Consider the following 26,362-nt stretch of genomic DNA (forward strand, 5'->3'; position numbering starts at 1 on the left):
GGGAAGAATTTGAACGAAGTTCAATTTCGGTACGTTCAAGCAAATTGCTCATTTTATGAAACTAATTTATGCAGAAGTTTTCATAAAAGCAATTTTGCGGGCGGAAAAAACTGGGCAGAAAGTTTACTTTCAGCCCGTTTTTTCGCAAATACAATGTTATACATTGTTGCGAAATGTTTGAAAAATGGAAGAATTGGAGTTTTGGAATAAGTTTTAAAGTTTGAAAAATTATACTTTAATTTTAGAAAAAACTGAATTTATGGTTTGAAAACATTTAGCTGAAATAGTTTGAAAAATCATGAATAAAAACGTTCAAAAATTGGAAAAAATCGCTCGTTTTAAATAATTAAATTCAAGAAAAAGCGAGAAAACGGAGTTTGAATAATTACCAAACTTGAAATAAATTCTTCTATAATTTCATGAAAATATGAAACGTAAATTCGGAAAATTTTACTTTTATTTTCATTCATGACGCTCGAAAAATGACTGAATACAAAGTTTGAAAACTGTGAGAAATTGAATTTAATTTGGGAGGAAAATAAGTAATAAAATACGCAGCAAAAATGCGCAATTTTGTATAACGAGTCTTGTATTGGCGAAGTGCGGGCTTAATTTGAACGAATGTTCAAGTTCAGACCAATCGTAGCCAATATTTTTTCAATGAAACTAAATTACAAAAAAATGTGGAATTGAAAAATATTGGCGGCTAAATATTTCTAATTTTTCAATTCAACACTTCTCCCCGCATTTTGCCAATACAATGTTAGCAGAAGTACTTTTTCATTCTTTTTCAAAACATTGAGGGCCAATTGCGCCACCACCATATTGTAAAACTACATTTTCTTTGTAGAAAATATATTCGCAACCATTATTATATTCTTCAATTTGTTTTGGAGATAGATTATTATTGAATATAAGATAAGAATATAATCCCATTCCACCACGTGCAAAACCTATTTTTGTATTAATTCCATTTCCAATCGAAATGCAATTTGCATCTTTTAGTAGATTCTTAATATTTAATAAAGTCTCATTTGTCCAATTTAAATATTTAAGAACTTTTGCAAGTTCATTTGAATTAGGTTTTAAATTCCAATTATTATTTTCTACTTGTAGTCCATTTCTTTTGGGTAATTTGCCTCCACCAATTTTCGAATTATAGATTTTGATTGTTATTTCTTCCTCAACAGTCAAAATTTCGCTTCTTGGTTTAAATTCAATTTCTACATTATAATCTTTGGGAATAAGTTCGATATATTCATTTTTTAACTTCTGAATTTCTGATTTTTTGCTTACGAAATTTTGTATTAATTCTTTTTTACTGCTTTCAGGCATTGAAATCATAAATAATAAAAACTCTTTTTCCTGCTCATTTCCATCTTTATATGTTTTGATGAAGTTTTCGCGCATTTCTAATGGAACTTTTTGCACCGAAACATTGAACAAAGAATCCTTGTTGAGATTTTCTCTGAATTTTATTTGTTGAGCATTAAGATTTAAAACTGAATAAAATATCGTTAAAATCAATGCGATTTGTTTTGTCATAGTATTTCTGCTAACGTGCCGCGGCTTGGCGAAGTACGGGCTTGGATTGAGCGAAGTTCAATTCAGCCCGAAACTGAGTCAAAGCTGTGAGCTTTTTGGTAAATTTAATAAAAAAAAAGCAAACAGCTTTTGGCGGATAAGGAAACAAAAAAATTCAAGTTAGCACTTAACCCCGCATTTTGCTAAGCCGATGTTAGCTACAGTTTTTTCTTATATTTTCGCTTTGCTTCTTTATCCACATAATTTAAAGATTCTTTATCAATAGCTCCAAATTCCAAGAAATTTGATTTTGCATTTTCTAATGTCATATGATTTGGTCCATCTCCACCATTTTCCCAAAAACAAACCGAACAAATATCCCAAAATCCATCTTCTCCATAATCAATGGAATAATATTCACAACAAGGGCATAAACCTGCAATTTCAACTTCACCAATTACGTTATTTTGAATATTGGGATTTATTATATCTAATTGAGTCTTGAGATATAAATTTGTTGTATATTTTAACTTAAATTTTAGAAAGTCAATTAATAATATTTCAGTTTCTTTCGTAAGTATTGGATTTGGCGTTTTATGTATAAATTCTATAAAGCTGTCTGGTATTTTAGGATAAGAACCTTCTTCTATTGATTCCTTTATAGCAACTTTTTCATTAAACCACCAATAGTTTTCTTCTAGAATTTGAATCTTTCTTTCATTTGACAAGTTTTTCAGTTCATTAGTTGCGACTATTTCTTTTGCTTCGCTTCTATCCATGCGGTGTTTCATTAAAATTGTAGCTAACATTGTTTTTTCACGAAATAATAATTTAGTTAGTTTCGTGAAAAAACACCTATATCCGCATTTCGTTAAATAATCCTCTAATATAATTAATTTTTTGTAAATTAGATATTTATATGTGAAATGTTGTGGGATAGCGAAATAAATTGATCGTAATTTAAAATGTAGAATGATGGATAGCGAAACAATTATAAAAACTTTGACTAGTAGACTAAAATTGCAGCGATATGCTAATAATACTATTGTGTCGTATTGTGCGTATGCTCAACTTTTTTTGGATTACATGGAAAAGTATGATGATTTGAACGAAATTCCTATTCATGAAATTGAAAAATTTATAAATCTCAAGGTTATTCACGAAAATATTAGCGCATCATATCAACGTTCTTTAGTTGGTAGTATCAAAAAAATATACAAATTATTGCTTAATAAAAACATCGAGCTAAATTATCTTTATCCTAAACGAAAAAGCACCAAATTACCTACTTTTTTCTCTCAAAACGAAGTCAGAAATATTCTAAATGCTTGCGAAAATCTAAAACATAAGGCAATTCTTACGACGATTTATAGTTGTGGATTGCGTTTGAGTGAATTGATTAATTTGAAATTAATTGATATAAAGTCTGATGACGGCATTATTTTTATTCAACAAAGTAAAGGGAATAAAGATAGAATGGTTGCTTTGCCTGAAAAACTTTTAGAATTGTTGAGGAAATATTATGTAGAATTTAAACCAACTAATTTTTTGTTTGAAGGTGTAAAAGGAAATCAATATAGTGAAAGAAGTGTACAGTTGGTTTTGAAAAATGCGATGCAAAAAGCAAACATCACATCAAAAGGAAGTGTGCACACGTTGCGACATTCTTATGCAACGCATCTTATAAAAAGTGGAATTGATGTTCGGATAGTTCAAGAATTATTGGGTCATAGTGATATTAGGACGACCATGATTTATACGCATATTACAGATGTTGATAAAAAATCGACACCAAGTCCGTTAGACTTTTTGTGATTTCTAACAAAATTAAGATATAAAAAAAGCAGGAAAAATTTCCTGCCTCTCGTTTTGTATTTTAAATAAAGTACGGTCTTATTTTTTGAAAAAACCTCCAAGTAATCCCATTGCATCACCAATTCCCAATTGTCCATCACCATCTTGGTCTAGCAATTTTTCGAAACCACCTAAGTTAATTCCACCTTGATTTGCAGTCGCGTTAGAACCTCCAACTAATCCTCCTAATAATCCAGCAATTCCGTTAGAATCTAACCCTTCAGATTGTTTTTGTTTTCCTAAATAACCCATTACAATTGGTGCAACCAATGCTAAAATTTGCGTTACTTGTCCCATGTTTAATCCAGATTCTTTAGAAATTGCAGATTCTACATTTTGTTGGTTATTTCCCAAAACATGACCTAAAATTCCTAAACCATCTTGTTGATTTCCTCCTTGTCCTAAAAATCCAGAAAGATTATCTAAAATACCTCCATTATGATTATCTAAAGCAGCAGAAATACCATCAGCACCTCCGTTTTGTGCATTTTTATTTAATGCTGATAATAAAAAAGGAACAGCAGCAGAAACAGCAGTTTGTGCTTGAGATTCATTGATGCCTAACTGACTTGCAGCAGAACCAATAATTTGCTGACCAATAGCTCCTTGAATTAAATTTGTAAAATCCATAAGTTTAAATAAGTTTAAATTAATTTAAATCAAATATAATCTTTTTTAGATATTAATATTAAGAAATGTAAAATCTCCGATAAAGTATTTTTATTTTTGTACTTTCAAATTTCCAAATGAAACAAATAAATCTTTTTTTAGTCGTTATAATAGCACTTCTTGTGTTAGCTCCAATTATTTTACCAAGTCGGTTTGATGAGGATTTTGATTATGAATTTGATGCGCCAGTTGGTTTGGTGTACGATGAATTTTATAACCTTCGTAGATTTTCTAAATGGGAGGAGTTTACAAAAGTAGATACATTAACAGTCAAAAAATTTTCTGATCCACAAAAAGATGAAAAAAGCTTTGTGGCGTGGGATTCTGACAACGCTTCAATTGGTTCGGGGAAATTTATGGTTGATAATTTTTCGGTTAATCGTTTTGTAAATTATACAATTAAGTATGATGGATGGGAAAAATTAGATAGTCTTAATGTGAAATTTGACCAACAAGAAAACGGTAAAACTGTTGCAAAATTAAAATACTTGAGCCAAGAAATTCCTTATTTCTATCGTTATTTTGCCTTTTTTAAAAATCCCAAAACGAAATTCGAAGAATCGATGAGTAACTTAAATCAACAAGTAAAAATCAGATTAGATAAGGATAAAAAAGAAGGAAAGTTAAATTACGGTGAATATCGTATTGTAGAATTAGGGCAAACTAATTTATTAGCGATAAAAAAACAATCAAAAATTGCAGAATCTGATGTGATGGATAAGGTTGATGGCGCTTTCGAAACAATTTATAAATCATTAATTAATAAAGAAGAAGGCGGATTAGATTTCGATTTAGGTTTTCCATATATTTATTTTACAGAGTTTAATAAAGAAAAAGATCGCACAACTTTTTTTGCAGGAATTCAGTTGATAGAAGATTTACCTTTGCAAAAAGAAATGAAAAAAGTAACTGTTCCAAGCGGACAATATTTACTGTCTTTGCACCTTGGTCCGAGGTCCAAACGCCAGCAAACTGTAAACAGAATGTTAGTTTATGCAAAATCTAAGAAGTTAACTTTAGATTCAAAACAGCTGGAAGTAATGCTAAATGATCCAAAAGAAACAGATAGTGTAAAATTAATTTCCAGAATTTATATTCCGATCATCAAAAAATAAATTTATAAAGAATTAACAATATTTAAAATAGACTTAGCCACAGAAATGTGGCTTTTTTTGTATTTTTGCAACTTCTTACAAATGAACATGAACAAAGATTTTATTGAAGTTTACGGTGCAAGGGAACATAACCTGAAAAACATTGATGTCAAGATTCCCCGCAATGAGCTTGTTGTAATCACAGGTTTGAGCGGAAGTGGAAAATCTTCGTTGGCTTTTGATACCATTTATGCAGAAGGACAACGTCGCTATATCGAAACTTTTTCGTCCTATGCACGCCAATTTTTAGGAGGTTTAGAACGTCCTGATGTTGATAAAATTGATGGTTTGTCGCCCGTTATTGCAATCGAGCAAAAAACAACCAATAAAAATCCACGTTCTACAGTTGGTACAATTACAGAGATCTACGATTTTCTTCGTTTACTTTTCGCACGCGCTTCTACAGCATATTCTGTCGAAACAAATGAGAAAATGGTTGCGTATACAGATGACCAAATTATCGAATTAGTTAGAAAACAATACGAAGGAAAAAAAATTGCGATTTTAGCACCAATTGTACGTTCTCGTAAAGGTCATTACCGCGAAATATTTGTTACATATTCTAAAAAAGGATTTTTACAAATGCGTATTGATGGCGAATTGAAAGATATTGAGCCAGGAATGATGTTAGATCGTTACAAAACGCATGATATAGAATTGTTGGTAGATAAAATTGTCTTAAATGATAAAGTAACCGATCAACGTTTACGTTCAAGTATCGATCATGCAATGCAACAAGGCGACGGAATTACAATGATTTTGGATTATGAAACCAACGAAACTCGTTTCTTTTCACGTTCATTAATGTGTGCTGCGACAGGCGTTTCTTATGCGTTGCCAGAACCAAATACGTTTTCTTTCAATTCGCCAAAAGGTGCTTGCCAGACTTGTACAGGTTTGGGCGAGTTGAAGGTTGTAAATAAGGATAAATTATTTCAAGATTCGACAAAATCGATGTTTGATAATTTGGAAGAATTATTTGAAACATTAAAATCATCTTCTCGAATAGAAAAACAAATCGAAACTATTTTCGTAAAACATAATGTTGAAAACAAAACGCCTTTCAAAAAACTTCCACAAGCGCTAATTGATGATGTGATGAATGGTTTGAAAGAAACATTGAATGTTGATCTTAAATTTGCATCAGTAAAAAAAACATATAAAATTGATTTTGAAGGATTAAATGAATTTCTTTCTGAAATAATGGAAGATAAAAATAATCCATCATCTACATCAATTGGTAAAAAATTCGGGAAGAAAATTGTTTGTCCAACTTGCGAAGGAAAACGATTAAACAAAGAATCACTTTATTTCCGAATTGATAATAAAAATATTGGTGAAGTTGCTGAGTTAGATTTAAAATCTTTGCAAAAATGGATTGAAGATGCACCAATTTCGATGACGCCAAATCAACAACAAATTGCATTTGAAATTTTAAAAGAAATTTATACACGATTAACATTTTTGTTAGACGTTGGTTTAGATTATTTAAGCCTTAATCGTTCTTCAAAAACCCTTTCTGGAGGCGAGGCGCAGCGAATTCGTTTGGCAACACAAATAGGTTCTCAGTTGGTAAATGTTTTGTATATTTTAGATGAGCCAAGTATCGGTTTGCATCAACGCGACAATGTACGATTGATTGATTCGTTGAAAAAACTGCGTGATATCGGAAATTCTGTTTTGGTTGTAGAACACGATAAAGACATGATTTTAGAGTCAGATTATGTGATTGATGTTGGACCAAAAGCAGGAAAAAATGGTGGACAAATTGTTTGGGAAGGAGTTCCTGAGCAAATGTTGAAATCGGATACATTGACTTCAAAATATTTGAATAATCAATTAAAAATTGAAATTCCAACCGAGCGACGAAAAGGAAACGGAAATGTTTTGAAACTTTTTGGCGCATCTGGAAATAATCTGAAAAATGTAAATCTTACTATTCCATTAGGTACATTAACGGTTGTTTCTGGCGTTTCTGGTTCAGGAAAATCAACGTTGATTAATGAAACATTGTATAGAATTCTGAATCAACATTTTTTCCGTGCAGAGAAAGATCCAATGCCTTATAAAAAGTTAGAAGGTTTAGAACATTTAGATAAAGTAATCGAAGTCGATCAGTCACCAATTGGGCGTACACCGCGTTCTAATCCTGCGACGTACACCGGAATTTTTTCTGATATTCGTTCGTTGTTTACCAATTTACCAGAAGCAAAAATTAGAGGCTACAAACCTGGACGTTTTTCGTTTAATGTAAAAGGAGGACGTTGCGAAACGTGTCAAGGTGGAGGTTTACGCGTTATTGAAATGAATTTTTTACCAGATATTCATGTAGAATGTGAAACGTGTAATGGAAAACGATTTAACCGCGAAACATTAGAAATTCGTTACAAAGGAAAATCAATTTCTGATGTATTGGAAATGACGGTTAATGAAGCCGTAGATTTCTTTGAAGCAATTCCGAAAATTTATCGTTATGTAAAAATGTTACAAGATGTTGGTTTAGGTTATATCACGCTAGGACAGCAGTCTACAACTTTGAGTGGAGGAGAAGCACAACGTGTAAAATTAGCAACAGAATTAGCAAAAAAACAAACCGGGAAAACAATTTATATTTTAGATGAGCCAACAACTGGTTTACATTTCGAAGATGTAAATGTATTGATGAAAGTGATAAATAAAATTATTGAATTTGGAAATACAGTTATTATTATTGAACATAATCTAGATGTAATAAAATTAGCTGATTATGTGATAGATATTGGTCCAGATGGAGGAAATAAAGGTGGGAAAATTGTTGCAGAAGGAACACCAGAAGAAATTATTCTGAATCCGAAAAGTGTAACAGGAAAATTCTTAAAAGACGAATTATAAAATTAATAGAATACATAAAAAAATCAGGAATCTAAATTTTAGATTCCTGATTTTTTATATTTACAATCCTACAGAAATTCCCATAAATGGTTGAAATCCTGAAGAAAATATACTTTCATTTTCTTTGTACAAAACATTGTATAAAACGCCTGCTTGAAATCTCACCTGCCCATTAGATTGGTAACCTGCACCAAGCCATAAAGCAGATTCGTCGATGTCAATTTCGCTAACTGAGTTATAAAAAGGAGAAGAATTTTCATATTTCTGTTTCCCTGTATAGTACATATAATTTGCTCTCAAAAAAATATTTTCTATCGGATAAAAGTTGATATATGGCCCAACATTAAACAAGTTTTGTTTGTAATAATCATCTTTACCATACTGATAACCTGCAATTCCTCCAACCTCAAAATTATTCGCAACCATATAACCAATGCTTGGCGAAATATTAAAAGAGAAATAACTATTGTTTCCAAAAGAAAGTCCTAATCCACCACCAAAACGCCAATTGTTTTCAATGCTTTGATTTTGATTGACTTGACTAAAAGCTAAAGTGCTAAGGGTTAAAGAAAATATAAATAAAAGAATCTTTTTCATAGAAATTTAATTAATTTTTAACGTTTAAATATGTCCTTTATTGAAAAAACTACTATAAATTTGCCCTATCAAAAAATAACAATTCTGTTTTTAATGAAACAGAAATATATTGATAAAAGAGTCGTTCTATAGTTTTTACTTATAAAATAATAGGTTTTTAATTTGAAAAATCTATTTAATTTAATGTTTATGGTCTTAAATTTGCTTTAGTAAAGTTAATGAAATAATTACTAAAATAAAATTAAAGAATATGAAATTATTATCACCAGAAAACAAAAAGAAAATTGCTGATATTTTAATTAAATTATTAGCAGATGAACATATTTTATATTTGAAAACAAGAAATGCACATTGGAATGTTGAGGGACCAGATTTCCAAACAATCCATGTTTATTTCGAATCATTGTATAATGAGTTACAAATTGTTATAGATGATGTCGCAGAGAAGATTCGTCAAAAAGACGTTTATGCACCTGCAACGATGAAAGAGTATATGCAGTTAGCTCATTTGTCGGAAGAGCGTAAAACAGAAAATAAAGATAGTTTGAGTTTTATTGCTGATTTACTACACGATCACGAAGTTATTATTGACTTTTTGACAGAAGCTGTAGTAGAAATTGAAGAGTTTCATGATATTTCAACTTCGGATTTCTTAGTTGGTTTATTAGAACAACATCAAAAAACTGCCTGGATGCTTAGATCGCATCTTAGATAATTTTTGAACATTATTTTACTTCATAAGTTTTTAGTGTTAATTCATATTAGTGTTAATTAGGTTGAGCCTTGGATTTATCCAAGGCTTCAGCTTTTTATAGAGGTTCGTTATTCCTCAATTTCTTTTACACTTGCATCGGGTGCATTTGTTTTTACCGATAAAATTCCATTTTTAGCACCAGATTCTGTTTCGTAAGATTGGCTTGTACCAATTACTTGTCCATTAGTCGCTTTCAGATTAAAACTCCATTTACCAGATTGACTTTCCTTCAATTCAAATTTAGAATCGTCTTGTGAGTTTTTACGAACAGATTCTATTCCATTCTCACAACTTGCTTTCTGTTTGTAACCTTCGCTTGCCAAAATGTTTTGACCATTTTTAGCTTTTAATCGAAAACGGAATTCTCCTGCTTTGTCTGTATAAATTTCGAACATAATTTTAGTTTTTTTATAAATAGTTTAAATAATTGATTGATATAAATTTATAAAAAAAATCTAATGTTTATGAAATTTATTTGTAATAATAAATTTTACAACATTACATTACGGGAAACCGTAATATTTATTTGATAATTGGATATATAATTGCATTTTAATTATAAAAACGATTTATGATAATATTTACTTCAAATCTTAGAAAAGTATTATTTCTACTGATGACGATAGCCTTTCTTGGGTGTAGTAAAAATATTTCTCCTAATAATTCAAATTTATATGTCATCGATTCTACAAATCAACAATTGGTTTTACAGATTGAGGCAATTGGTAAAAATGAAAGTGAAGCTATATATAATGGAGAAATAAAGGCAATGAAAATGTTATTGTTTTATGGAATTCCGAATACGATTTACAAAACATCTTTAGTTTCAGAAACAGAACATATTTCGGAGTCTAATTATCCGAATTATTATAAAAATTTTTACAATGGATTTTATAAAAATTTTATTGTTAATAATCAAGTTTTGTCTTCATATAAAAAGGGAGGAATGTATTCGTTAAATCTGAAGGTGACAATAAATACAACTGCGCTTAGAAAAGATTTAGAAAATCATACTATTATTAGAAAATTCGGTTTATAGATGTGTTATACTAATTTAAAAAAAGGAATTGCTTTCTTCAGTTTTTTGATTGGAGTTTTTGGAAATGCTCAGAATTTAGAGCAAAAAACAATTCAACCTAAAATTATAGTTATTCCAAATCTAAAATCAGGAGAGGATTTGAGAAATAAAATAGAAAGTGATGTAAATTATAGAATTGCATTAACCAAAATAAAAGAAGCCTTTGATAGTAGAGGATTTACAACAATTGATGCAATTGCTAAAATAAAAGCTATACAGACAAATTCTGCTTTATCTCAAGATACACAAGCGGACTTAAAATCAGAAATTATTAGAAGTTCGTCTGCTGATATTTATGTTGATGCAGAAATTAATATACAACAAACATCTTCAGGAAATTCGGTCGATTTTATTTTGACATCTTATGAGGTGTCTACAGGAAACTCATTGTCTAATAAAGTAGGAAATAGTGGTAAATTTTATACAGATGATTATTCTAAATTAACTTCTAAAGCGATAGAATCTGTTGCAGATGATTTTCTGAATGTGATGCAAACAAAGTTTGATCAAATTGTAAAAGATGGACGTTCTGTAATTCTTAATATTAGTATTGATAAAGAATCTACCTACACATTTGATACGGAAGTTGGTGAAGAATCTTTGGGAGAAAAAATTGAAAATTGGGTGGCAGATAATTCGTATAAAAATAATTATTCGTTTCCTAGTATATCAGAATATTTGATGGTTTTCGATCAAGTAAGAATTCCATTATTTGAGCAGAATGGTAGAAATTATTCGCCAAATAAGTTTTCAAAATCGTTAGAAAATTACTTGAAAGTTTATGGTTTGAAATTGAAAACGACTTATTTAGGAAATACTCAAAATATAATTATTCAATAATGAAAAAACTACTTCAAATCCTATTCATTTTTACATTTTGTGTTGTCTACGGACAAAAAAATGATTTAGCAAATAAAATTAATTTATCTATTGTTTTACCAGAAGAGGATGAGATGTTAAGCTATAATGCATTGTCTAAGCTGAATAGTAAAACAATACAATTGTTAACCTTCAATGAAATTGTATCTGGTGTTAACAATAGTTTTGTGATTTATCCTTCTCTTGTTTTAGGCGATTCTAAAATAGTAGAAACAGGACTTTATGCTGTTCATTCTGTTACGATGGAGTTTAATTATTATATCAAAAACATTGAGTCTAATACCATATTTTCTAGTTACACCAAACAGATTGAAGGTACTGGTAAAACAGAAAGAGAAGCTATTGCAAATTCAATTTCAAAATTAGATGTTAAAGATGTTAAATTAACAACTTTCATCCATACAGGTAAAGATAAAATTATTAATTATTATAAAAATAGTTGTAATCAAATCATAGCAAAAGCAGATAATATGGCTTTACAAGGTAATTATGAAGATGCTCTTTCTTTATTGATTTCTGTTCCGTCGGAAGTAGATTGTTTTTCTAAGGCCAAACAAAAAGCATTGACAATTTATAAACAATATTCTACAAAAAAATGTCAGGAATTGATATTGGAAGCAAAATCTTATTTAGCACAAAATGATAAAGAATCTGCTGCAAATATTTTGGCAACTATAAATACAGAATCGACTTGTAAAACAGAAGCTTCTCAATTATTAAATCAAATTGAGGCAAAGTTAAACGCACAAGAAAAGAAAGAATGGGATTTTATGGTGAAACAAGATAATGATCGTGTTGCTTTAGAAAAATCGTCAATAAAAGCAATAAGAGATATTTGTGTTGCTTATTACAAAAAAAATCCTGTCACGTACAATTATATAATCCGTTAAATACAAATTAGATAAATATACTATTATGAAAAAAACTTTACTAAAACTTACTTTTGCTACCGCACTATTATTTTCTACAATTTCTTTTGGACAAACAGCTGATGAATTAAAAGCTGAAAGAGAAATGATGAAAAAAGAATTAAAATCTGAAAAAACTATCGAACGTCAAAAGAAATTAGAGAAATTAGAGTCTCCGAAATCGTCAAGTATTGCTTCTATTGATGAATTGGCTGTTAACTCTTCTGCTTTATTGTTGGTAACAAAGGATATAAGTAAACAAGTTCCAGAATTGTATAAACGTACTGTAGGAGAAACTGTAGACGGAATTACAGAAGTAACAACTGACAAACCATCTTTGGAAGAATTAGAAAACGTTGCTAAAAGTATTGGAGCGCAATTGTTATTAATTTCGAATTATGCTAATATTGCGACGCAGGTTGCAGGAGATGTAACGTCTGCAAATCCATTAGCGGCGGGGAAAGCATTAAAATCTGTTAAGTTTTCTAAAGATGTTTTATCATTAACATTACCAGAGTTAAATAATAATTTAGTTGTGATAAAAAACTTAATTTCAACAATTAAATCATCAAATAATTTATAATGAGATCATTAAATTATTTCATTTTACTGTTTATTTGTAGTATTACTTTTGGTCAGAAAATAGAAAAACCAATTTTAGGAATCTCTCAATTTACATCAGCTAGTAATCCTAAGTTTACACCTTCTATAACAGAAATGATTGTTAAAACGGTTACCAATACCAAGAAGTTTGTAGTAGTTGATAGATCTAGTTATGATAAAGTGAAGGAAGAGTTAGAATTTCAGAAATCTGAACAATTTATAGATTCTAAGAATGTTGCAAAACAAGATGCCGCATTAGCTTCAGAGTTTTTATTAATTGGAGATTTAGTAAAAATGAATGTTTTTGCAATGAAAAATTCTGATGGATCAATTAATGGTTATAAATCTAGTTATGCATTTACATTAAAAATAAATAATGTAGAGACGGGTGAAACAACAGAATCTGCTACATTTCAAACTAAAGTAAGCGATTTAATGTTTACGCCAGAAAGTGCAATAAACGAATCATTTAAGACAGTAGAAATTGATGTAATTAATTATTTTAATAAAACGTTTCCATTTCAATCTAAAATTGTTAAAGTAATAGAAGCAAAGAAAGATCAAGCTTCTAAAGTTTTAATCATAGGAGGTAAGAATGAAGGTTTTGTAGAAAATATTAAAATAAAAGTTGAACTAGTTGAGGATATTGAAGGTAGAAAATTAAAAACTCAAATCGGTCAATTGAAAATCACAAAAATTAACGGCGATTTCTCAGAAGCAAATGTTGTAAATGGAGGTTTGGATATTATGAAAAACTTTAATAATAATCAACAAATTGTTTGTACAGTAATTGATTAAAACTCGTTGTTCATTTTGATAATTTTATCAAAATAGTTTTTATTCACTCTGTTTCTAAAAATTACTCGAATTGACGAATTTTTTTTATCAAAATGCACAATAGGTTGTTAATAATCAAAAATGCCACTGAAATTTTTCAGTGGCATTTTTATTTATTTAATTCTCGTCAAATCATCTACGTTATCCTTGTGTACATAAAGTGGAATATGTTCTACAACGACATCATTCTTTTCTAGACCAAAAGATTTCGGAATATTGAATTCGATTTTCTTTAATAGATAATAAACTTTTAGCGTAAAAAATTCGCGCATTGTCAACTTCGTTTCAATAGACGGAAACTTTTCTATTAATACAAATTTCATGTCTGGATCTTGATTATATTTCTTTAGACAAGTCGTAAGATATTTTAATCTCAACTCACCATTTTCAGACATGTCATGTATTACTTTTTTGATATATTGTTCTGTTTTTGGTTGAACTCTAAATCCAATATTAAATGTTATTCTATAAATTTTTTGATCCACAATTGGTATTATTTTATAGTTTAACGTATACGGCTCATTATCTCTATTTATATTAACAAACCAATAAACATCAGCGCGTTTTGGGCGTTTTGATAAAATAGATTGAATACTGTATTTCTCTACATTTTTTGGATTTGTAGATTTCGTTAAATAGAATAAAAATGTTGAATATTTGTTGACCGTTTTATCCTCACTCAATTCAGTTAATACATTCGCATAGCGCTTTATTTTAACAAATTCTAAGTTTCTCGAATTAAGAATTTTACCATAAAAACTACAATACATAATAACGAAGAATAGCCATCCCATTAGTAATGCTAAATATCCACCTTCTGCGAATTTTATAATATTTGCAATAAAAAATGAGGTCTCAATTGATATAAACACAGATAAAATTGCAATGATAAATACTTTATTAAACTTGGTGTAATAATTAAGATAATAAGCCAACAGAAATGTTGTCATTAACATGGTGACGGTGATCGCAAGCCCGTATGCGGCTTCCATGTGCGATGAATCTTTGAAATATAATACGATAAATACACAACCAGCCCATAATAAAAAGTTGATAATAGGAATATAAACTTGGCTTTTGTGCTCATTTGGCTGAATAATTAATGTTCTTGGCCAGTAACCTAAATTTATCGCTTCATTGATTAAGGTAAAAGATCCTGTAATTAAGGCTTGTGAAGCAATAATTGCAGCTCCTGTAGCAATACAAATTCCAGGTATTAAGAACCAATCTGGCATCATTTCGTAAAATGGATTTCTACCATCTAACATCGGTTTATCTTGGTGTAGTAACCAAGCAGCTTGACCTAAATAATTTGTAACCAAACATATTTTTACATAAATCCAGCTAATTCTGATGTTCTTTTTCCCGCAATGTCCTAAGTCAGAATACAATGCTTCTGCACCAGTTGTACAAAGAAAAACAGCTCCTAAAATCCAGAATCCATGTGGATAGTTTGTAAGTAAATTATAGGCGTAATAAGGATTTAAAGCTCTAATAATATCAGGAAATTTAGTAATATATAAAATTCCTAATCCTAATAACATGGTAAACCAAACGACCATAAATGGACCGAATATTTTTCCAACTTTATTCGTTCCAAATCGTTGAAAGAAAAAGAGGACAGATAAAATGAAGATTACAATCGGTATAGTAGGAATATGTTCTAATCCATCTATCATTCGTAAACCCTCTACAGCAGAGGAAACCGATACGGGCGGTGTAATAATTCCATCAGCCAAAAGCGCTGATGCGCCAATAATTGTTGGTAAAATAAGATTTTTACCTTTTCTTCTTATTAATGAATACAAAGAGAATATTCCACCTTCGCCATCATTGTCCGCTTTTAGCGTTAACCAAACGTATTTGATTGAGGTTTGGAAAAATAATGTCCAAAATACGCACGAAACACCTCCGTAAACAATACTTTCTTCTATCGGACGATTTTCTCCAATAATCGCTTTCATTACATATAACGGGCTGGTTCCTATGTCGCCATAAATAATCCCAAAGGTGATTAATAGCGAGGCTGCCGTTACTTTATCCATCGAATGTTTTGATTGCATATAGTGTTTTTAAATTTTCTACGAATGTATGTTGAAGAAAAGAGATTAAACAATCTTATTTATTTATAATATAACCGCTATATAATATTTATTTTCGATTTTATTTTGGTGTACTTCTACACCATTGATTTTTGCTTAAAAATAAAAATGAATAAAAAACTTTATTATTTATTCATAACGTTATTTTTTTAACAATCATTTGGATATTTAATTTATTGATAAGTAGTAAATTGAATAAAATTTTATTAAACTAATATTAAATTTTAAACTTTATTATGCTTGCATAGTAAAAAAGATTATATTTGTTATACATACACTAAGACATGTTAAGAGAAGATTTAACGATAGACTATTTATTGCGTTCAACATGGTTATCTGTACAGAAAATGTATAACGAACAAGCAGGATCGTACGATTCTACAATGGTATATGCATTTACATTATTATCTATAGATCCACGCGGAGGTACGCCAAGTACATCGTTAGGACCAAAGATGGGAATTGAACCGACAAGTTTATCTAGAACATTAAAAAACCTAGAAGCAAGAGGTTTCATCGTAAGAAAACCTAATCCAGAAGATGGACGAAGCGTTTTGATTACGTTGACAGAAGAAGGATTAAGAATGCGTGATATTTCAAAACACTTTGTTTTGCAATTTAACGAAGCAATAAATAAACATATCGAACCAGAGAAAATGCAAATTTTCTTAGAAGTGATTTATAAAATCAATCAATTAATATCGGACAAAAAAATATTTAAAAACAATTATGAGAAGACACGTTAAACACGTTACCGTATTAGGATCAGGAGTAATGGGTTCTGGTATTGCATGTCATTTTGCAAATATCGGAGTTCAAGTCTTGATGTTAGATATGGTTCCTCGCGAGCTTACACCACAAGAGCAAGCGAAAGGACTTACTTTAGAAAGTAAAGTTGTTCGTAACAGAACAGCTCAGACTCATTTAGACACTGCGCTAAAAAGCAATCCTTCTCCTATTTACGATAAAGCATTTGCTTCTCGTATAACGGTAGGGAATTTTGATGATGATTTCGAGAAAATTAAAAACTCGGATTGGGTAATTGAAGTAGTAATAGAACGTTTAGATATTAAACAATCAATTTTTGAACGTGTTGACAAATTCCGCAAAGAAGGAACGCTAATCACATCAAATACATCGGGTATTCCAATTCATTTGATGGCAGAAGGTCGTTCAGAAGATTTTCAAAAACATTTCTGCGGAACACACTTCTTTAATCCTCCGCGCTACCTAAAATTATTCGAAATTATTCCAACTCCAAAAACAGATTCATCTGTCGTAGAATTTTTTCAAAATTATGCCTCATTATTTTTAGGTAAAACACCAGTTTTATGTAAAGATACACCAGGTTTCATCGGAAACAGAGTAGGAGTTTACTCGATGGCGAAAGTAATGGAATTGACGCAAGAGTTAGGTTTAACTATCGAAGAAGCTGATACGTTGACAGGTTCTATTCTTGGTCGTCCAAAAACAGGAACTTTCAAATTAGGAGATTTAGTAGGTTTGGATACAGCATATAATGTAACAAAAGGTTTACAGCAAAATGCACCAAACGACGAAATGATACAAGGATTGAAGGATGCAAAATTCTTAGATTTCTTAATCGAAAATAAATTTTTAGGAGATAAATCTAAAAAAGGATTCTATTACAAAGAAATTGACAAAGACGGAAACACAAATCGTTTTGCCCTTAATCTTGATACATTAGAGTATCGCCCAATGGAACGTGCAAAAGTTGCAGCAGTAGAATTAGCTAAAAATGCAGGATCTATGCGTAATAAATTAGGTGTTTTACTGAAAGATTCTGGTAAAGCAGGTGGTCTTATTCGTAAACATTTTGCGTCTTTATTCGCTTATGTTTCACAACGTATTCCAGAAATTTCAGATGTACTTTATCCTATTGATGACGCTTTAAGAACTGGTTACGCTTGGAAATATGGACCATTTGAAACATGGGATTTTGTTGGATTACAAAACGGAATTCAGTTAGTAGAAGCAGAAGGTTTTGTAGTTGCTGATTGGGTAAAAGAATTAGCTGCAACTGGAGCAGATTCTTTTTATAAAATCGAAAATGGTAAAAAATTATACTATAACCAAACATCTAAACAGTTTGAATTAATTCCTGGTCAAGATGCATTTATTATTTTAGATAATATTCGCAAAACGACAGAAATTTGGACAAACAAAGAAGTTTCTATTCAAGATTTAGGTGATGGTATCATTAATATAGAATTCCGTTCTAAAATGAATTCTCTTGGAGGAGGAGTTTTACAAGGAATCAATAAAGGTATTGAGATTGCTGAAAAAGATTATCGTGGAGTTGTAATTGGTAACCAAGGAGAAAATTTTTCTGTTGGAGCTAATTTAGCAATGATAATGATGATGGCAGCAGAGCAAGATTGGTGGGATTTGAATATGGCAATCAAAATGTTCCAAGACACGATGATGCGTGTTCGTTATTCTGACATACCAGTAGTTGTTGCTCCGCATACAATGGCTTTAGGTGGTGGTTGCGAAATGTCTATGCATGCAGATAAAATTGTAGCAGCCGCAGAAACTTACATCGGATTAGTAGAAGTTGGTGTTGGTGTGATTCCTGGTGGAGGAGGTTCTAAAGAATTTGCTCGTCGTGCTACGGAATTTTCATTAAAAGATGACGTGAAAGTAAATCATTTACGTGATAATTTCATGAATATCGCTACAGCTAAAGTTGCAACTTCTGCTTACGAAGCTAAGAATATGGGTATTTTACGTGAGCAAGATATTATTGTTGTAAACGGAGAACGTCAATTAGCAGAAGCAAAAAAATATGCTATAATTATGGCAGAAGCTGGTTATACTCGTCCAATTCAGCGTAAAGTTGAAGTTTTAGGAAAAGAAGCAATGGGTATGTTTTATGTAGGTACAGATACGATGGTTGCTGGACGTTTTGCTTCGGATCACGATCGTTTAATTGCGAATAAATTAGGATATGTAATGACAGGAGGTAATTTGTCAGAAACATCTTTTGTGTCAGAACAATATTTATTAGATCTTGAGCGTGAAGCTTTCTTATCACTTTGTGGAGAAAGAAAAACCTTAGAGCGTATTCAGTATATGTTAAAAACAGGAAAACCATTACGTAATTAAAATTGTAGTATTGAGATTTTAGATATTAGTATTGAGATGCATAAAGTTGAGGATTTGATAATTTGGAAAAAAGCAATTGAGCTTACAAAGCAAGTTTACTTGATTTGTTTAGAATTACCTCAAGAAGAAAAATTTGGTCTGAATAGTCAAATTAAGAGAGCTAGTATTTCAATTCCTTCAAATATTGCAGAAGGTGCTGGAAGAAACTCTAATAAAGAATTTGTTCATTTTTTATCTATTGCAAACGGTTCTTCTTATGAATTAATGACTCAATTAATTTTAGGAGTAGAATTGAAATTATTAAATAAAGAAAAAATAGAGCATATTATTTTATTACTAAATGAAATTCAGAAAATGAATTATGTATTTCAACAAAAATTAAAATCTAATATCTAACATCTAGAATCTAACATCTAATTTTTTAAAAAAAATGAAACAAGCATATATAGTTACAGGATATAGATCAGCTGTAGGTAAAGCACCAAAAGGAACTTTACGTTTTACACGTCCAGACGAATTGGCGGCTACAGTAATCAAACGATTAATGCAAGATTATCCAACTTTAGATCCAGCGCGTATCGACGATTTAATTGTTGGTTGTGCAATGCCAGAAGCTGAACAAGGATTGAATATGGCACGTCTTATCTCGTTGATGGGATTAGATACAGATAAAGTTCCTGGAGTTACAGTAAACCGCTACTGTGCATCAGGTTCGGAAGCAATTGCTTTGGCAGCAGCTAAAATCCGTACAGGAATGGCAGAATGCATCATAGCAGGTGGTTCAGAATCTATGTCATATATTCCGATGGGAGGTTACAAACCAATTCCAGAAACAGATTTAGCAAAAGATCATCCAGATTATTATTGGGGAATGGGATTGACGGCTGAAGAGGTAGCGAAGGAATTTAAAGTTTCTCGTGAAGATCAAGATCAGTTTGCGTTCAACTCGCATCAAAAAGCATTAAAAGCAAATGCTGAAGGTAAATTTACTTCTCAAATTGTTCCAGTTAGTGTTGAATATAATTTTTTAGATGAGAACGAAAAAGTTCAAACAAAGAAATTTGATTTCAGTGTAGACGAAGGACCGCGTTTAGATACTTCTGTAGAAGGATTAGCAAAATTACGTCCAGTTTTTGCACAAGGAGGATCTGTTACTGCAGGTAACTCTTCTCAAATGTCTGATGGTGCTGCCTTTGTAATGGTAATGTCTGAGGATATGGTAAAAGAATTAGGACTTGAGCCAGTTGCTCGTTTAGTTTCGTATGCTACAGTTGGTTTAGCACCACGTATCATGGGAATGGGACCAATGTTTGCTATTCCAAAAGCATTAAAACAAGCAGGTCTTAAACAAGAAGATATTGAATTATTTGAATTGAATGAAGCATTTGCTTCGCAATCAGTTGCAATTATGAGAGAGTTAAATCTTAATCCAGAAATTGTCAATGTGAACGGAGGTGCAATTGCATTAGGTCATCCACTTGGATGTTCTGGTACAAAACTTACAGTTCAATTACTACACGAAATGGAAGCAAGAAAAGCAAAATACGGTATGGTAACAATGTGTGTTGGTACTGGACAAGGAGCTGCTTCAGTTTTTGAATATTTAAAATAAAAAAGATTTTGAGATATTAGGAAATTATAAATCTAATATCTCAATACTAATGTCTAAAATCTAAACAAAAATATAATGTCTACAAATCCAAATAGATTAATCGGAGGTCAATATTTAGTAAAAGACGCTTCGTATCAAGATATCTTCACTTTCGAAGATTTATCAGAAGAGCAACAAATGATTATGCAATCTGCAAAAGAATTTATTGACAAAGAGGTTGTTCCTAAAAAACACCAAATCGAGAAAAAAGATTATGCGTTAATCGAAGAATTAATGCGTAAAATTGGAGAATTAGGTTTATTAGGAATTTCTGTTCCAGAAGAATATGGTGGAATGGGAATGGGATTTGCAACTACAATGTTAGTTTGTGATTACATTTCTGGAGCTACAGGTTCGTTAGCAACTGCTTTTGGTGCGCACACAGGAATTGGTACAATGCCTATTACATTATACGGAACAGAAGAGCAAAAACAAAAATATTTACCACAATTAGCTTCAGGAGAATGGTTTGCATCATACTGTTTAACTGAGCCAGAAGCTGGTTCTGATGCAAATTCAGGAAAAACAAAAGCTGTTTTATCTGAAGATGGAAAAGAATACATCATTTCTGGACAAAAAATGTGGATTACAAATGCAGGTTTTGCACATATATTCATTGTTTTTGCACGTATCGAAAATGATAAAAACATCACAGCATTTATCGTAGAAAGAGATAAAGCAGGTGAAGGATTTACATTAGGAGAAGAAGAAGATAAATTAGGAATTGTTTCTTCATCAACTCGTCAAGTTTTCTTTAATGAAGTTCGCGTTCCAGTAGAAAATTTATTAGGAGAAAGAGACGGAGGTTTTAAAATCGCAATGAATGCACTTAATGTTGGTCGTATCAAATTAGGAGCAGCATGTTTAGATGCACAACGTCGTATTTTAGATAACGCTTTACAATATGCTTCAGAGCGTAAACAATTCAATACATCAATCAATACATTTGGTGCAATCAAAGAAAAATTAGCTGATATGGCTGTTTCTGCATTTACATCAGAATCTGGTGCTTACCGTGCAGCAAAAGATGTACAAGATGCTATTGAAGATAATGTAGCTAAAGGAATGGCGCATAACGAAGCAGAATTAAAAGGTATCGAAGAATATGCAATCGAAGCTTCTATCTTAAAGGTTTGGATTTCTGATGCAGCACAAAATGCAGCAGATCAAGGAATTCAAATTTATGGAGGAATGGGATATTCTAAAGAAATGCCAATGGAATCTGCTTGGAGAGATGCTCGTATTTCTAGAATTTATGAAGGTACAAACGAAATTAATACATTATTATGTGTATCAATGTTAGTAAAACGTGCTTTCAAAGGTAAAGTTGATTTAATGACGCCAGCAATGAATGTTGCAAACGAATTAATGTCAATTCCATCATTTGATATTCCAGATTATTCAGAATTATTTGCACAAGAAAAAGAAATCATCGCTAATCTAAAGAAAGCTTTTTTCATGGTAGCTGGTTCTGCTTTACAGAAATTTGGTGCAGAATTAGAGCAACACCAACAATTGATTATTGCTGCTTCTCATATCATGCAAGAAATTTATATGGTAGAATCTGCCTTATTACGTGCAGATAAAATTGCAGCAACTAAAGGTGCAGATGCAGCGAAAAATGCAGTAAAATTAGTACAATTACAATTATTCAAATCTGTAGAGATAGTAAAAACAGAAGCAACTCGCGGAATTATTTCTTTCACAGAAGGAGATGAGCAACGTATGATGTTATCTGGTCTAAGAAGATTTACACGTTACAACGAATATCCAAATGTTGTTAACTTGAAAACAGAAATTGCAGATTATATTATTGCAGAAAATAAATACACTTTCTAAGAATAATTTAAAGCATATTTATTCAAAGCACTCAAATTTGAGTGCTTTTTTTATTTTTAATAGTCTCAAAATTAGTTTGGTACATCATTTGATTATATAAATTTAAGTACTAGTCTTTATGTAAGTTAGTTAAGTTTTCATGGTACTTAAGTTTTAGTAGAGAAAAAAGCCTTAGTTGTTTCCAGCTGAGGTTTTTTTGTTTTTATTCATTAAAAATAAATGAGTTATGTATTTATTTTGTATTTGAAATTATTTTTAAAAGGATTAATCGTGTTAACTTTAAACAAAGATTTAACCCGATAAAATAAAAAATATGATAATCAATGCAGCTATTTTAACAATTACCATGTTTGCAACTTTTTGTATCATGTGTTTAGTCAAGATTAACGAATTAAGAACTTTTAAATAATTTAGAGAAAAATGCTCATCATCTTGATGAGCATTTTTCTATTGTGAGTAATTTGGAACTAAATAAAAGCTGTATTTTTAATCATTAATAAATAAACTAGATGAAACTTGTTATTTTAACTGGAGCAGGAATTAGTGCCGAAAGTGGAATTTCTACATTTCGTGATGCAAACGGATTGTGGGAAAACTATGATATTATGGAAGTAGCTTCGATTGATGGTTATTTAAAAAATCCAGAATTAGTACAAAATTTTTACAATCAACGTAGAAAACAATTGTTTGATGTAAAGCCAAATGCAGCACATTATTTCTTGAAAGAATTAGAAAATGAATTTGATGTAACTATTGTCACGCAAAATGTAGACGATTTACATGAGCGCGCGGGTTCTACAAAGATTATTCATTTGCACGGAGAATTGCGAAAAGTAAAAAGTGATAAAGACGAAACTTTGGTATATGATTGGAATGATGATATAGAAATTGGTGATTTGGCAAGTGACGGAAATCAACTTCGACCTGCAATTGTTTGGTTTGGGGAAATGGTTCCGATGATGGATAATGCGATTGATGAGGTTTTACAAGCAAATATTCTGATTGTCATAGGTACCTCTTTACAGGTTTATCCCGCTGCATCATTATTAGATTATACGTTATCAAAAACTAAAATTATTTGTGTCGATCCAAACGATTTACCGATTAATAATAAAATTATACACATTAAGAAAAATGCAACTGAAGGAATCGAAGATTTAAAAAATTATTTAAATAATTTGTAATCTTTTTCGTTTCCTATTTGTCGATTAATTAAGATAAAATGAAATATATACTTTTACAACTTACAATTTTTATTACTTCCATTTCTGTAAATGCACAAACGTTAAATCCATTTTATCAGTCAGTTGTTGCGCAAGTAAAATTTGATTCGGTTCAACAAAAATTACAGAAATTTCAAGATTTCGGAATCAAAACCGTAGGTTCTCCTGCACACAATAATGCGTTCGATTGGTTAAAATCATACTATAAGAATTATGGTTATACAACTATAGAGCAACAATCGGTTAATGTTTCTGGAAATATTGGTTATAATTTGATTGTTACAAAAATTGGAAAAAAATATCCAGACGAGTTTATTATTATAGATGGACATTATGATACTTTGAATGGACCTGGAGCAAATGACAACGGTTCGGGAACAGTAACTCTATTAGAAATAGCGCGATTGATAGCGAATATTGAAACTGATTATTCGATAAAATTTATACATTTTACAGGAGAAGAACGTGGTTTGATAGGAAGTCAAGAGTATGTTAATAAAATTGCGGTTCCAAACAATTTAAAAATAAAGGCTGTTTTGAATATTGATGAGGTTGGTGGTGTAAAAAACAAAGCTAATACAACTATTGTTTGTGAGCAAGATGAAAGCAATCCTATTTCAAACAATGCAGCATCATCAGAATTGACAGCTACAATGGCAAATATTCTTCCATTATATACATCTTTAAAAACTGAAATTTCAAACGCATATAGTTCAGATTATATGCCTTTTCAGGCGGTTGGTTATCCGATAACAGGACTTTTTGAGAAAAATGAAACGCCTTATGCGCATACAATAAATGATGTGATTGATAATTTGGATTTGAATTATTTATTTGAAGTTGTAAAAGGATCTTTGGCAACTTTATTGCATTTTTCTGAAGCAAAACAACAGTTGAATACGGTAGATATAAAAAATGAAACATTAAAGCTATATCCTAATCCAGTAAAAGATATGGTTTACTTTTCAGAACCGATTACAAATACTACTATTGAAATTATTAATCAGAATGGACAAATCGTTTTTTCTGAATATTTATCCACGCCAACATCTCAGATAAATTTAAAGCAATTACAAAAAGGTCTTTATCATGTAATTTTGAAATCAAATACAATCCAAAATCAGTATAAAATTATAAAAAAATAGAATTTACGTGTTATAATTATTCTTTATAACACGTAATTATGATAGATTTTCTAGAAACAGATTCTCCTGTTTTGCTTATAGTGTCTTCATCTAGTTTTGTGATCGATTCAATTTTAAAAAGATTTAGTTTTAATAAGTCTACTATTTCTTTTTCTGAATATAAATTAAATCCAAAACGAGTAAAAGGCAAAGTTTGCATAAAGTCTTTTGTAGAAAAAGTAAGAGTAAATTTCCCTTTTGATTTTAATACACGATAAATTTCTCGTAGAAAATCACTTACATCCTCCCAGAAATAGATTGTATTTACAGTGAAAATTTTATCAAATCTTTTCTCATAAAATGGAATAGTTTTTCCATCGAACAATTCAAATCTAATATCAGAACTTAATAACTGATTATTTTTTTTAATAGCTTCTTTTTGCATCAACTCAGAAATTTCTAAACCGATATACCCAAGATTTGTAGCTTGTTTTAATACATAATTAAGATGTCCACAATTACCATGACCTAGTTCTAAGATGTGTTCATTTTGCTTCAAATCTAATTTCAAAATACTAGATTCAGTCATTTTTATATTATTTTCATTCATATTATGACCAATCATAATACCATTTTCTCCATTAGGATGCTGTAGTTGTGTAGCTAGTTCTTTTAATTCAGCGTCGTTCAATCTAGTTGTCATATTTATTTTTTAGGAATTATTTTCAAATTATAAAGAAAACGCTTAATTAAAAATGAGTTAAGTCATTTCTAATTTATTGAAAATTAAATATAATAAAGATGTTGTAAATATTAATTAAACCTTATTCATAATCTAAAAACACAATTATGAAAATATAGGTTAATGACATATACTATAAATATATCCAAGCTCTAAATCCATTTCGAGCTTTTTTTGTCTATATATATTGTACATCCATTTTGTCATTCTGAGTCTGTCGAAGAATCCTTCTTTTTTTATTATATATAAAGATGTCCTGCTGAACTAGTTTCAGCATCTCATCAGAAAGGGTGTATTCTTTTCGTGTTTCATATTATTATATATAGAACAACATTCGTTTTGTCATTCTGAGCCTGTCGAAGAATTGTTATTATAATATAAATACATTGTCCTTCAGAAATTATTTCAGCCTCACAACACAAATTATCCCCTGGAGGGGATTATAGGGGTGTATTCTTTTCAGGATTCTATATCCTTAATATGTAAAGAAGAATTTCCTTTTAATTATCGAATTTTAAACAGACCTTTCAATAATTGACGTTAAGAAACGAGATAAATTGTAGCGTTAAAAAACATTTAGCGATTAGCGTTTTAAATCTTTTAGCGAAAATGAATGCTGTTTTAGTCTATTTATTGAGGTCTTGATTTTTTGTTTCGTTTTGCATCAAGGCAAAATGAAAGATATTTTTTTATTATTAATAATATACTGTCCTGCTGAATTCATTTCAGCATCGCATCACAAATAATCCCCTTGAGGGGATTGTAGGGGTGTATTCTTTTTAGTATTTCAATTATATATAAAGAACGATTTTCCTTTTTGTCAT

24 protein-coding genes are annotated in these 26,362 nt (G+C 30.5%); 17 read left to right on the forward strand and 7 right to left on the reverse strand.

Annotated features, from left to right (window positions below; genetic code table 11):
* On the forward strand, positions 1-210 hold a 210-nt coding region (locus RSC72_RS13645; protein WP_332578582.1), incomplete at its 5' end, for a hypothetical protein.
* 570 nt (positions 211-780) lie between these two features.
* Here RSC72_RS13645 and RSC72_RS13650 read toward each other — a convergent pair.
* Both RSC72_RS13650 and RSC72_RS13655 read right to left on the reverse strand, forming a co-directional pair.
* Positions 781-1,545, reverse strand: coding sequence for a hypothetical protein (locus RSC72_RS13650; RefSeq protein ID WP_332546450.1), 765 nt, complete (start codon positions 1,543-1,545; stop codon positions 781-783).
* A 197-nt stretch (positions 1,546-1,742) separates the two neighbouring features.
* Entirely contained in the window at positions 1,743-2,333 is a 591-nt protein-coding gene (locus RSC72_RS13655; RefSeq protein WP_332546451.1) for a CPCC family cysteine-rich protein, read from the reverse strand.
* A gap of 166 nt (positions 2,334-2,499) precedes the next feature.
* Here RSC72_RS13655 and RSC72_RS13660 point away from each other — a divergent pair, with 166 nt between their 5' ends.
* On the forward strand, positions 2,500-3,339 hold the full coding sequence (locus RSC72_RS13660; RefSeq protein ID WP_332546452.1) for a tyrosine-type recombinase/integrase: 840 nt from the start codon (positions 2,500-2,502) through the stop codon (positions 3,337-3,339).
* A 78-nt stretch (positions 3,340-3,417) separates the two neighbouring features.
* On the opposite strand, the gene RSC72_RS13665 is transcribed toward RSC72_RS13660, so the two are convergent.
* Complete coding sequence (locus RSC72_RS13665; RefSeq protein ID WP_332546454.1) at positions 3,418-4,008, reverse strand: DUF937 domain-containing protein; 591 nt, start codon at positions 4,006-4,008, stop codon at positions 3,418-3,420.
* A 116-nt stretch (positions 4,009-4,124) separates the two neighbouring features.
* Here RSC72_RS13665 and RSC72_RS13670 point away from each other — a divergent pair, with 116 nt between their 5' ends.
* Both RSC72_RS13670 and uvrA read left to right on the forward strand, forming a co-directional pair.
* On the forward strand, positions 4,125-5,162 hold the full coding sequence (locus RSC72_RS13670; protein ID WP_332546455.1) for a GyrI-like domain-containing protein: 1,038 nt from the start codon (positions 4,125-4,127) through the stop codon (positions 5,160-5,162).
* 81 nt (positions 5,163-5,243) lie between these two features.
* Positions 5,244-8,072, forward strand: coding sequence for an excinuclease ABC subunit UvrA (uvrA, locus tag RSC72_RS13675; RefSeq protein ID WP_332546456.1), 2,829 nt, complete (start codon positions 5,244-5,246; stop codon positions 8,070-8,072).
* A 60-nt stretch (positions 8,073-8,132) separates the two neighbouring features.
* Here the strand turns inward: uvrA and RSC72_RS13680 are convergent, their stop codons facing one another.
* Positions 8,133-8,669 (reverse strand): hypothetical protein, encoded by a 537-nt coding sequence (locus RSC72_RS13680; RefSeq protein WP_332546457.1) that lies wholly within the window; start codon positions 8,667-8,669, stop codon positions 8,133-8,135.
* Between the two features lie 250 nt (positions 8,670-8,919).
* Between RSC72_RS13680 and RSC72_RS13685 the strand changes: the two genes are divergently transcribed.
* On the forward strand, positions 8,920-9,384 hold the full coding sequence (locus tag RSC72_RS13685; RefSeq protein WP_332546458.1) for a Dps family protein: 465 nt from the start codon (positions 8,920-8,922) through the stop codon (positions 9,382-9,384).
* A gap of 107 nt (positions 9,385-9,491) precedes the next feature.
* Here the strand turns inward: RSC72_RS13685 and RSC72_RS13690 are convergent, their stop codons facing one another.
* Positions 9,492-9,818: a YegP family protein gene (locus RSC72_RS13690; protein ID WP_332546459.1), complete on the reverse strand. Its 327-nt coding sequence runs from the start codon at positions 9,816-9,818 to the stop codon at positions 9,492-9,494.
* A gap of 176 nt (positions 9,819-9,994) precedes the next feature.
* Between RSC72_RS13690 and RSC72_RS13695 the strand changes: the two genes are divergently transcribed.
* From RSC72_RS13695 to RSC72_RS13715, 5 genes are read left to right on the forward strand one after another with little or no spacing between them, the layout of a single operon-like run.
* A complete protein-coding gene (locus tag RSC72_RS13695; protein ID WP_332566064.1) occupies positions 9,995-10,462 on the forward strand; it encodes a hypothetical protein in 468 nt (155 codons plus the stop codon).
* A complete protein-coding gene (locus RSC72_RS13700) occupies positions 10,463-11,341 on the forward strand; it encodes a DUF6175 family protein (protein ID WP_332545792.1) in 879 nt (292 codons plus the stop codon). It begins immediately after the preceding gene.
* The gene (locus RSC72_RS13705) at positions 11,341-12,270 is read left to right on the forward strand and encodes a hypothetical protein (RefSeq protein WP_332545791.1); all 930 of its coding nucleotides are present in this window, start codon (positions 11,341-11,343) and stop codon (positions 12,268-12,270) included. Before RSC72_RS13700 ends, RSC72_RS13705 begins: the two co-directional genes overlap by 1 nt.
* Positions 12,271-12,295: 25 nt before the next feature.
* On the forward strand, positions 12,296-12,871 hold the full coding sequence (locus tag RSC72_RS13710) for a hypothetical protein (RefSeq protein WP_332545790.1): 576 nt from the start codon (positions 12,296-12,298) through the stop codon (positions 12,869-12,871).
* Positions 12,871-13,689 (forward strand): CsgG/HfaB family protein, encoded by an 819-nt coding sequence (locus RSC72_RS13715; protein ID WP_332545789.1) that lies wholly within the window; start codon positions 12,871-12,873, stop codon positions 13,687-13,689. Before RSC72_RS13710 ends, RSC72_RS13715 begins: the two co-directional genes overlap by 1 nt.
* Before the next feature lie 152 nt (positions 13,690-13,841).
* Here RSC72_RS13715 and RSC72_RS13720 read toward each other — a convergent pair whose 3' ends face one another.
* Positions 13,842-15,791 carry a KUP/HAK/KT family potassium transporter gene (locus RSC72_RS13720; RefSeq protein ID WP_332545787.1) on the reverse strand — a complete coding sequence of 650 codons (1,950 nt, stop codon included), beginning with the start codon at positions 15,789-15,791 and terminating at the stop codon, positions 13,842-13,844.
* A gap of 323 nt (positions 15,792-16,114) precedes the next feature.
* Here RSC72_RS13720 and RSC72_RS13725 point away from each other — a divergent pair, with 323 nt between their 5' ends.
* The 7 genes from RSC72_RS13725 (at position 16,115) to RSC72_RS13755 (ending at position 24,817) form a co-directional block, all read left to right on the forward strand.
* Positions 16,115-16,576, forward strand: a complete 462-nt coding sequence (locus RSC72_RS13725) for a MarR family winged helix-turn-helix transcriptional regulator (protein ID WP_332545785.1) — start codon at positions 16,115-16,117, stop codon at positions 16,574-16,576.
* Positions 16,560-18,959, forward strand: a complete 2,400-nt coding sequence (locus RSC72_RS13730) for a 3-hydroxyacyl-CoA dehydrogenase/enoyl-CoA hydratase family protein (protein WP_332545784.1) — start codon at positions 16,560-16,562, stop codon at positions 18,957-18,959. The genes RSC72_RS13725 and RSC72_RS13730 overlap by 17 nt, the downstream gene beginning before the upstream one ends.
* Before the next feature lie 36 nt (positions 18,960-18,995).
* Positions 18,996-19,355, forward strand: a complete 360-nt coding sequence (locus tag RSC72_RS13735; RefSeq protein WP_332545783.1) for a four helix bundle protein — start codon at positions 18,996-18,998, stop codon at positions 19,353-19,355.
* Between the two features lie 34 nt (positions 19,356-19,389).
* Positions 19,390-20,571: an acetyl-CoA C-acyltransferase gene (locus tag RSC72_RS13740; RefSeq protein WP_332545781.1), complete on the forward strand. Its 1,182-nt coding sequence runs from the start codon at positions 19,390-19,392 to the stop codon at positions 20,569-20,571.
* 75 nt (positions 20,572-20,646) lie between these two features.
* Positions 20,647-22,449 (forward strand): acyl-CoA dehydrogenase family protein, encoded by a 1,803-nt coding sequence (locus tag RSC72_RS13745; protein WP_332545780.1) that lies wholly within the window; start codon positions 20,647-20,649, stop codon positions 22,447-22,449.
* Between the two features lie 509 nt (positions 22,450-22,958).
* A complete protein-coding gene (locus RSC72_RS13750; protein ID WP_332545779.1) occupies positions 22,959-23,633 on the forward strand; it encodes an SIR2 family NAD-dependent protein deacylase in 675 nt (224 codons plus the stop codon).
* A gap of 38 nt (positions 23,634-23,671) precedes the next feature.
* The gene (locus tag RSC72_RS13755; RefSeq protein WP_332545778.1) at positions 23,672-24,817 is read left to right on the forward strand and encodes a M20/M25/M40 family metallo-hydrolase; all 1,146 of its coding nucleotides are present in this window, start codon (positions 23,672-23,674) and stop codon (positions 24,815-24,817) included.
* A 16-nt stretch (positions 24,818-24,833) separates the two neighbouring features.
* Here RSC72_RS13755 and RSC72_RS13760 read toward each other — a convergent pair whose 3' ends face one another.
* Positions 24,834-25,499 carry a class I SAM-dependent methyltransferase gene (locus tag RSC72_RS13760; RefSeq protein WP_332545777.1) on the reverse strand — a complete coding sequence of 222 codons (666 nt, stop codon included), beginning with the start codon at positions 25,497-25,499 and terminating at the stop codon, positions 24,834-24,836.
* Between the last annotated feature and the right edge of the window lie 863 nt (positions 25,500-26,362).

Source organism: Algoriella sp., from assembly GCF_036647415.1.
Lineage (GTDB): Bacteria > Bacteroidota > Bacteroidia > Flavobacteriales > Weeksellaceae > Empedobacter.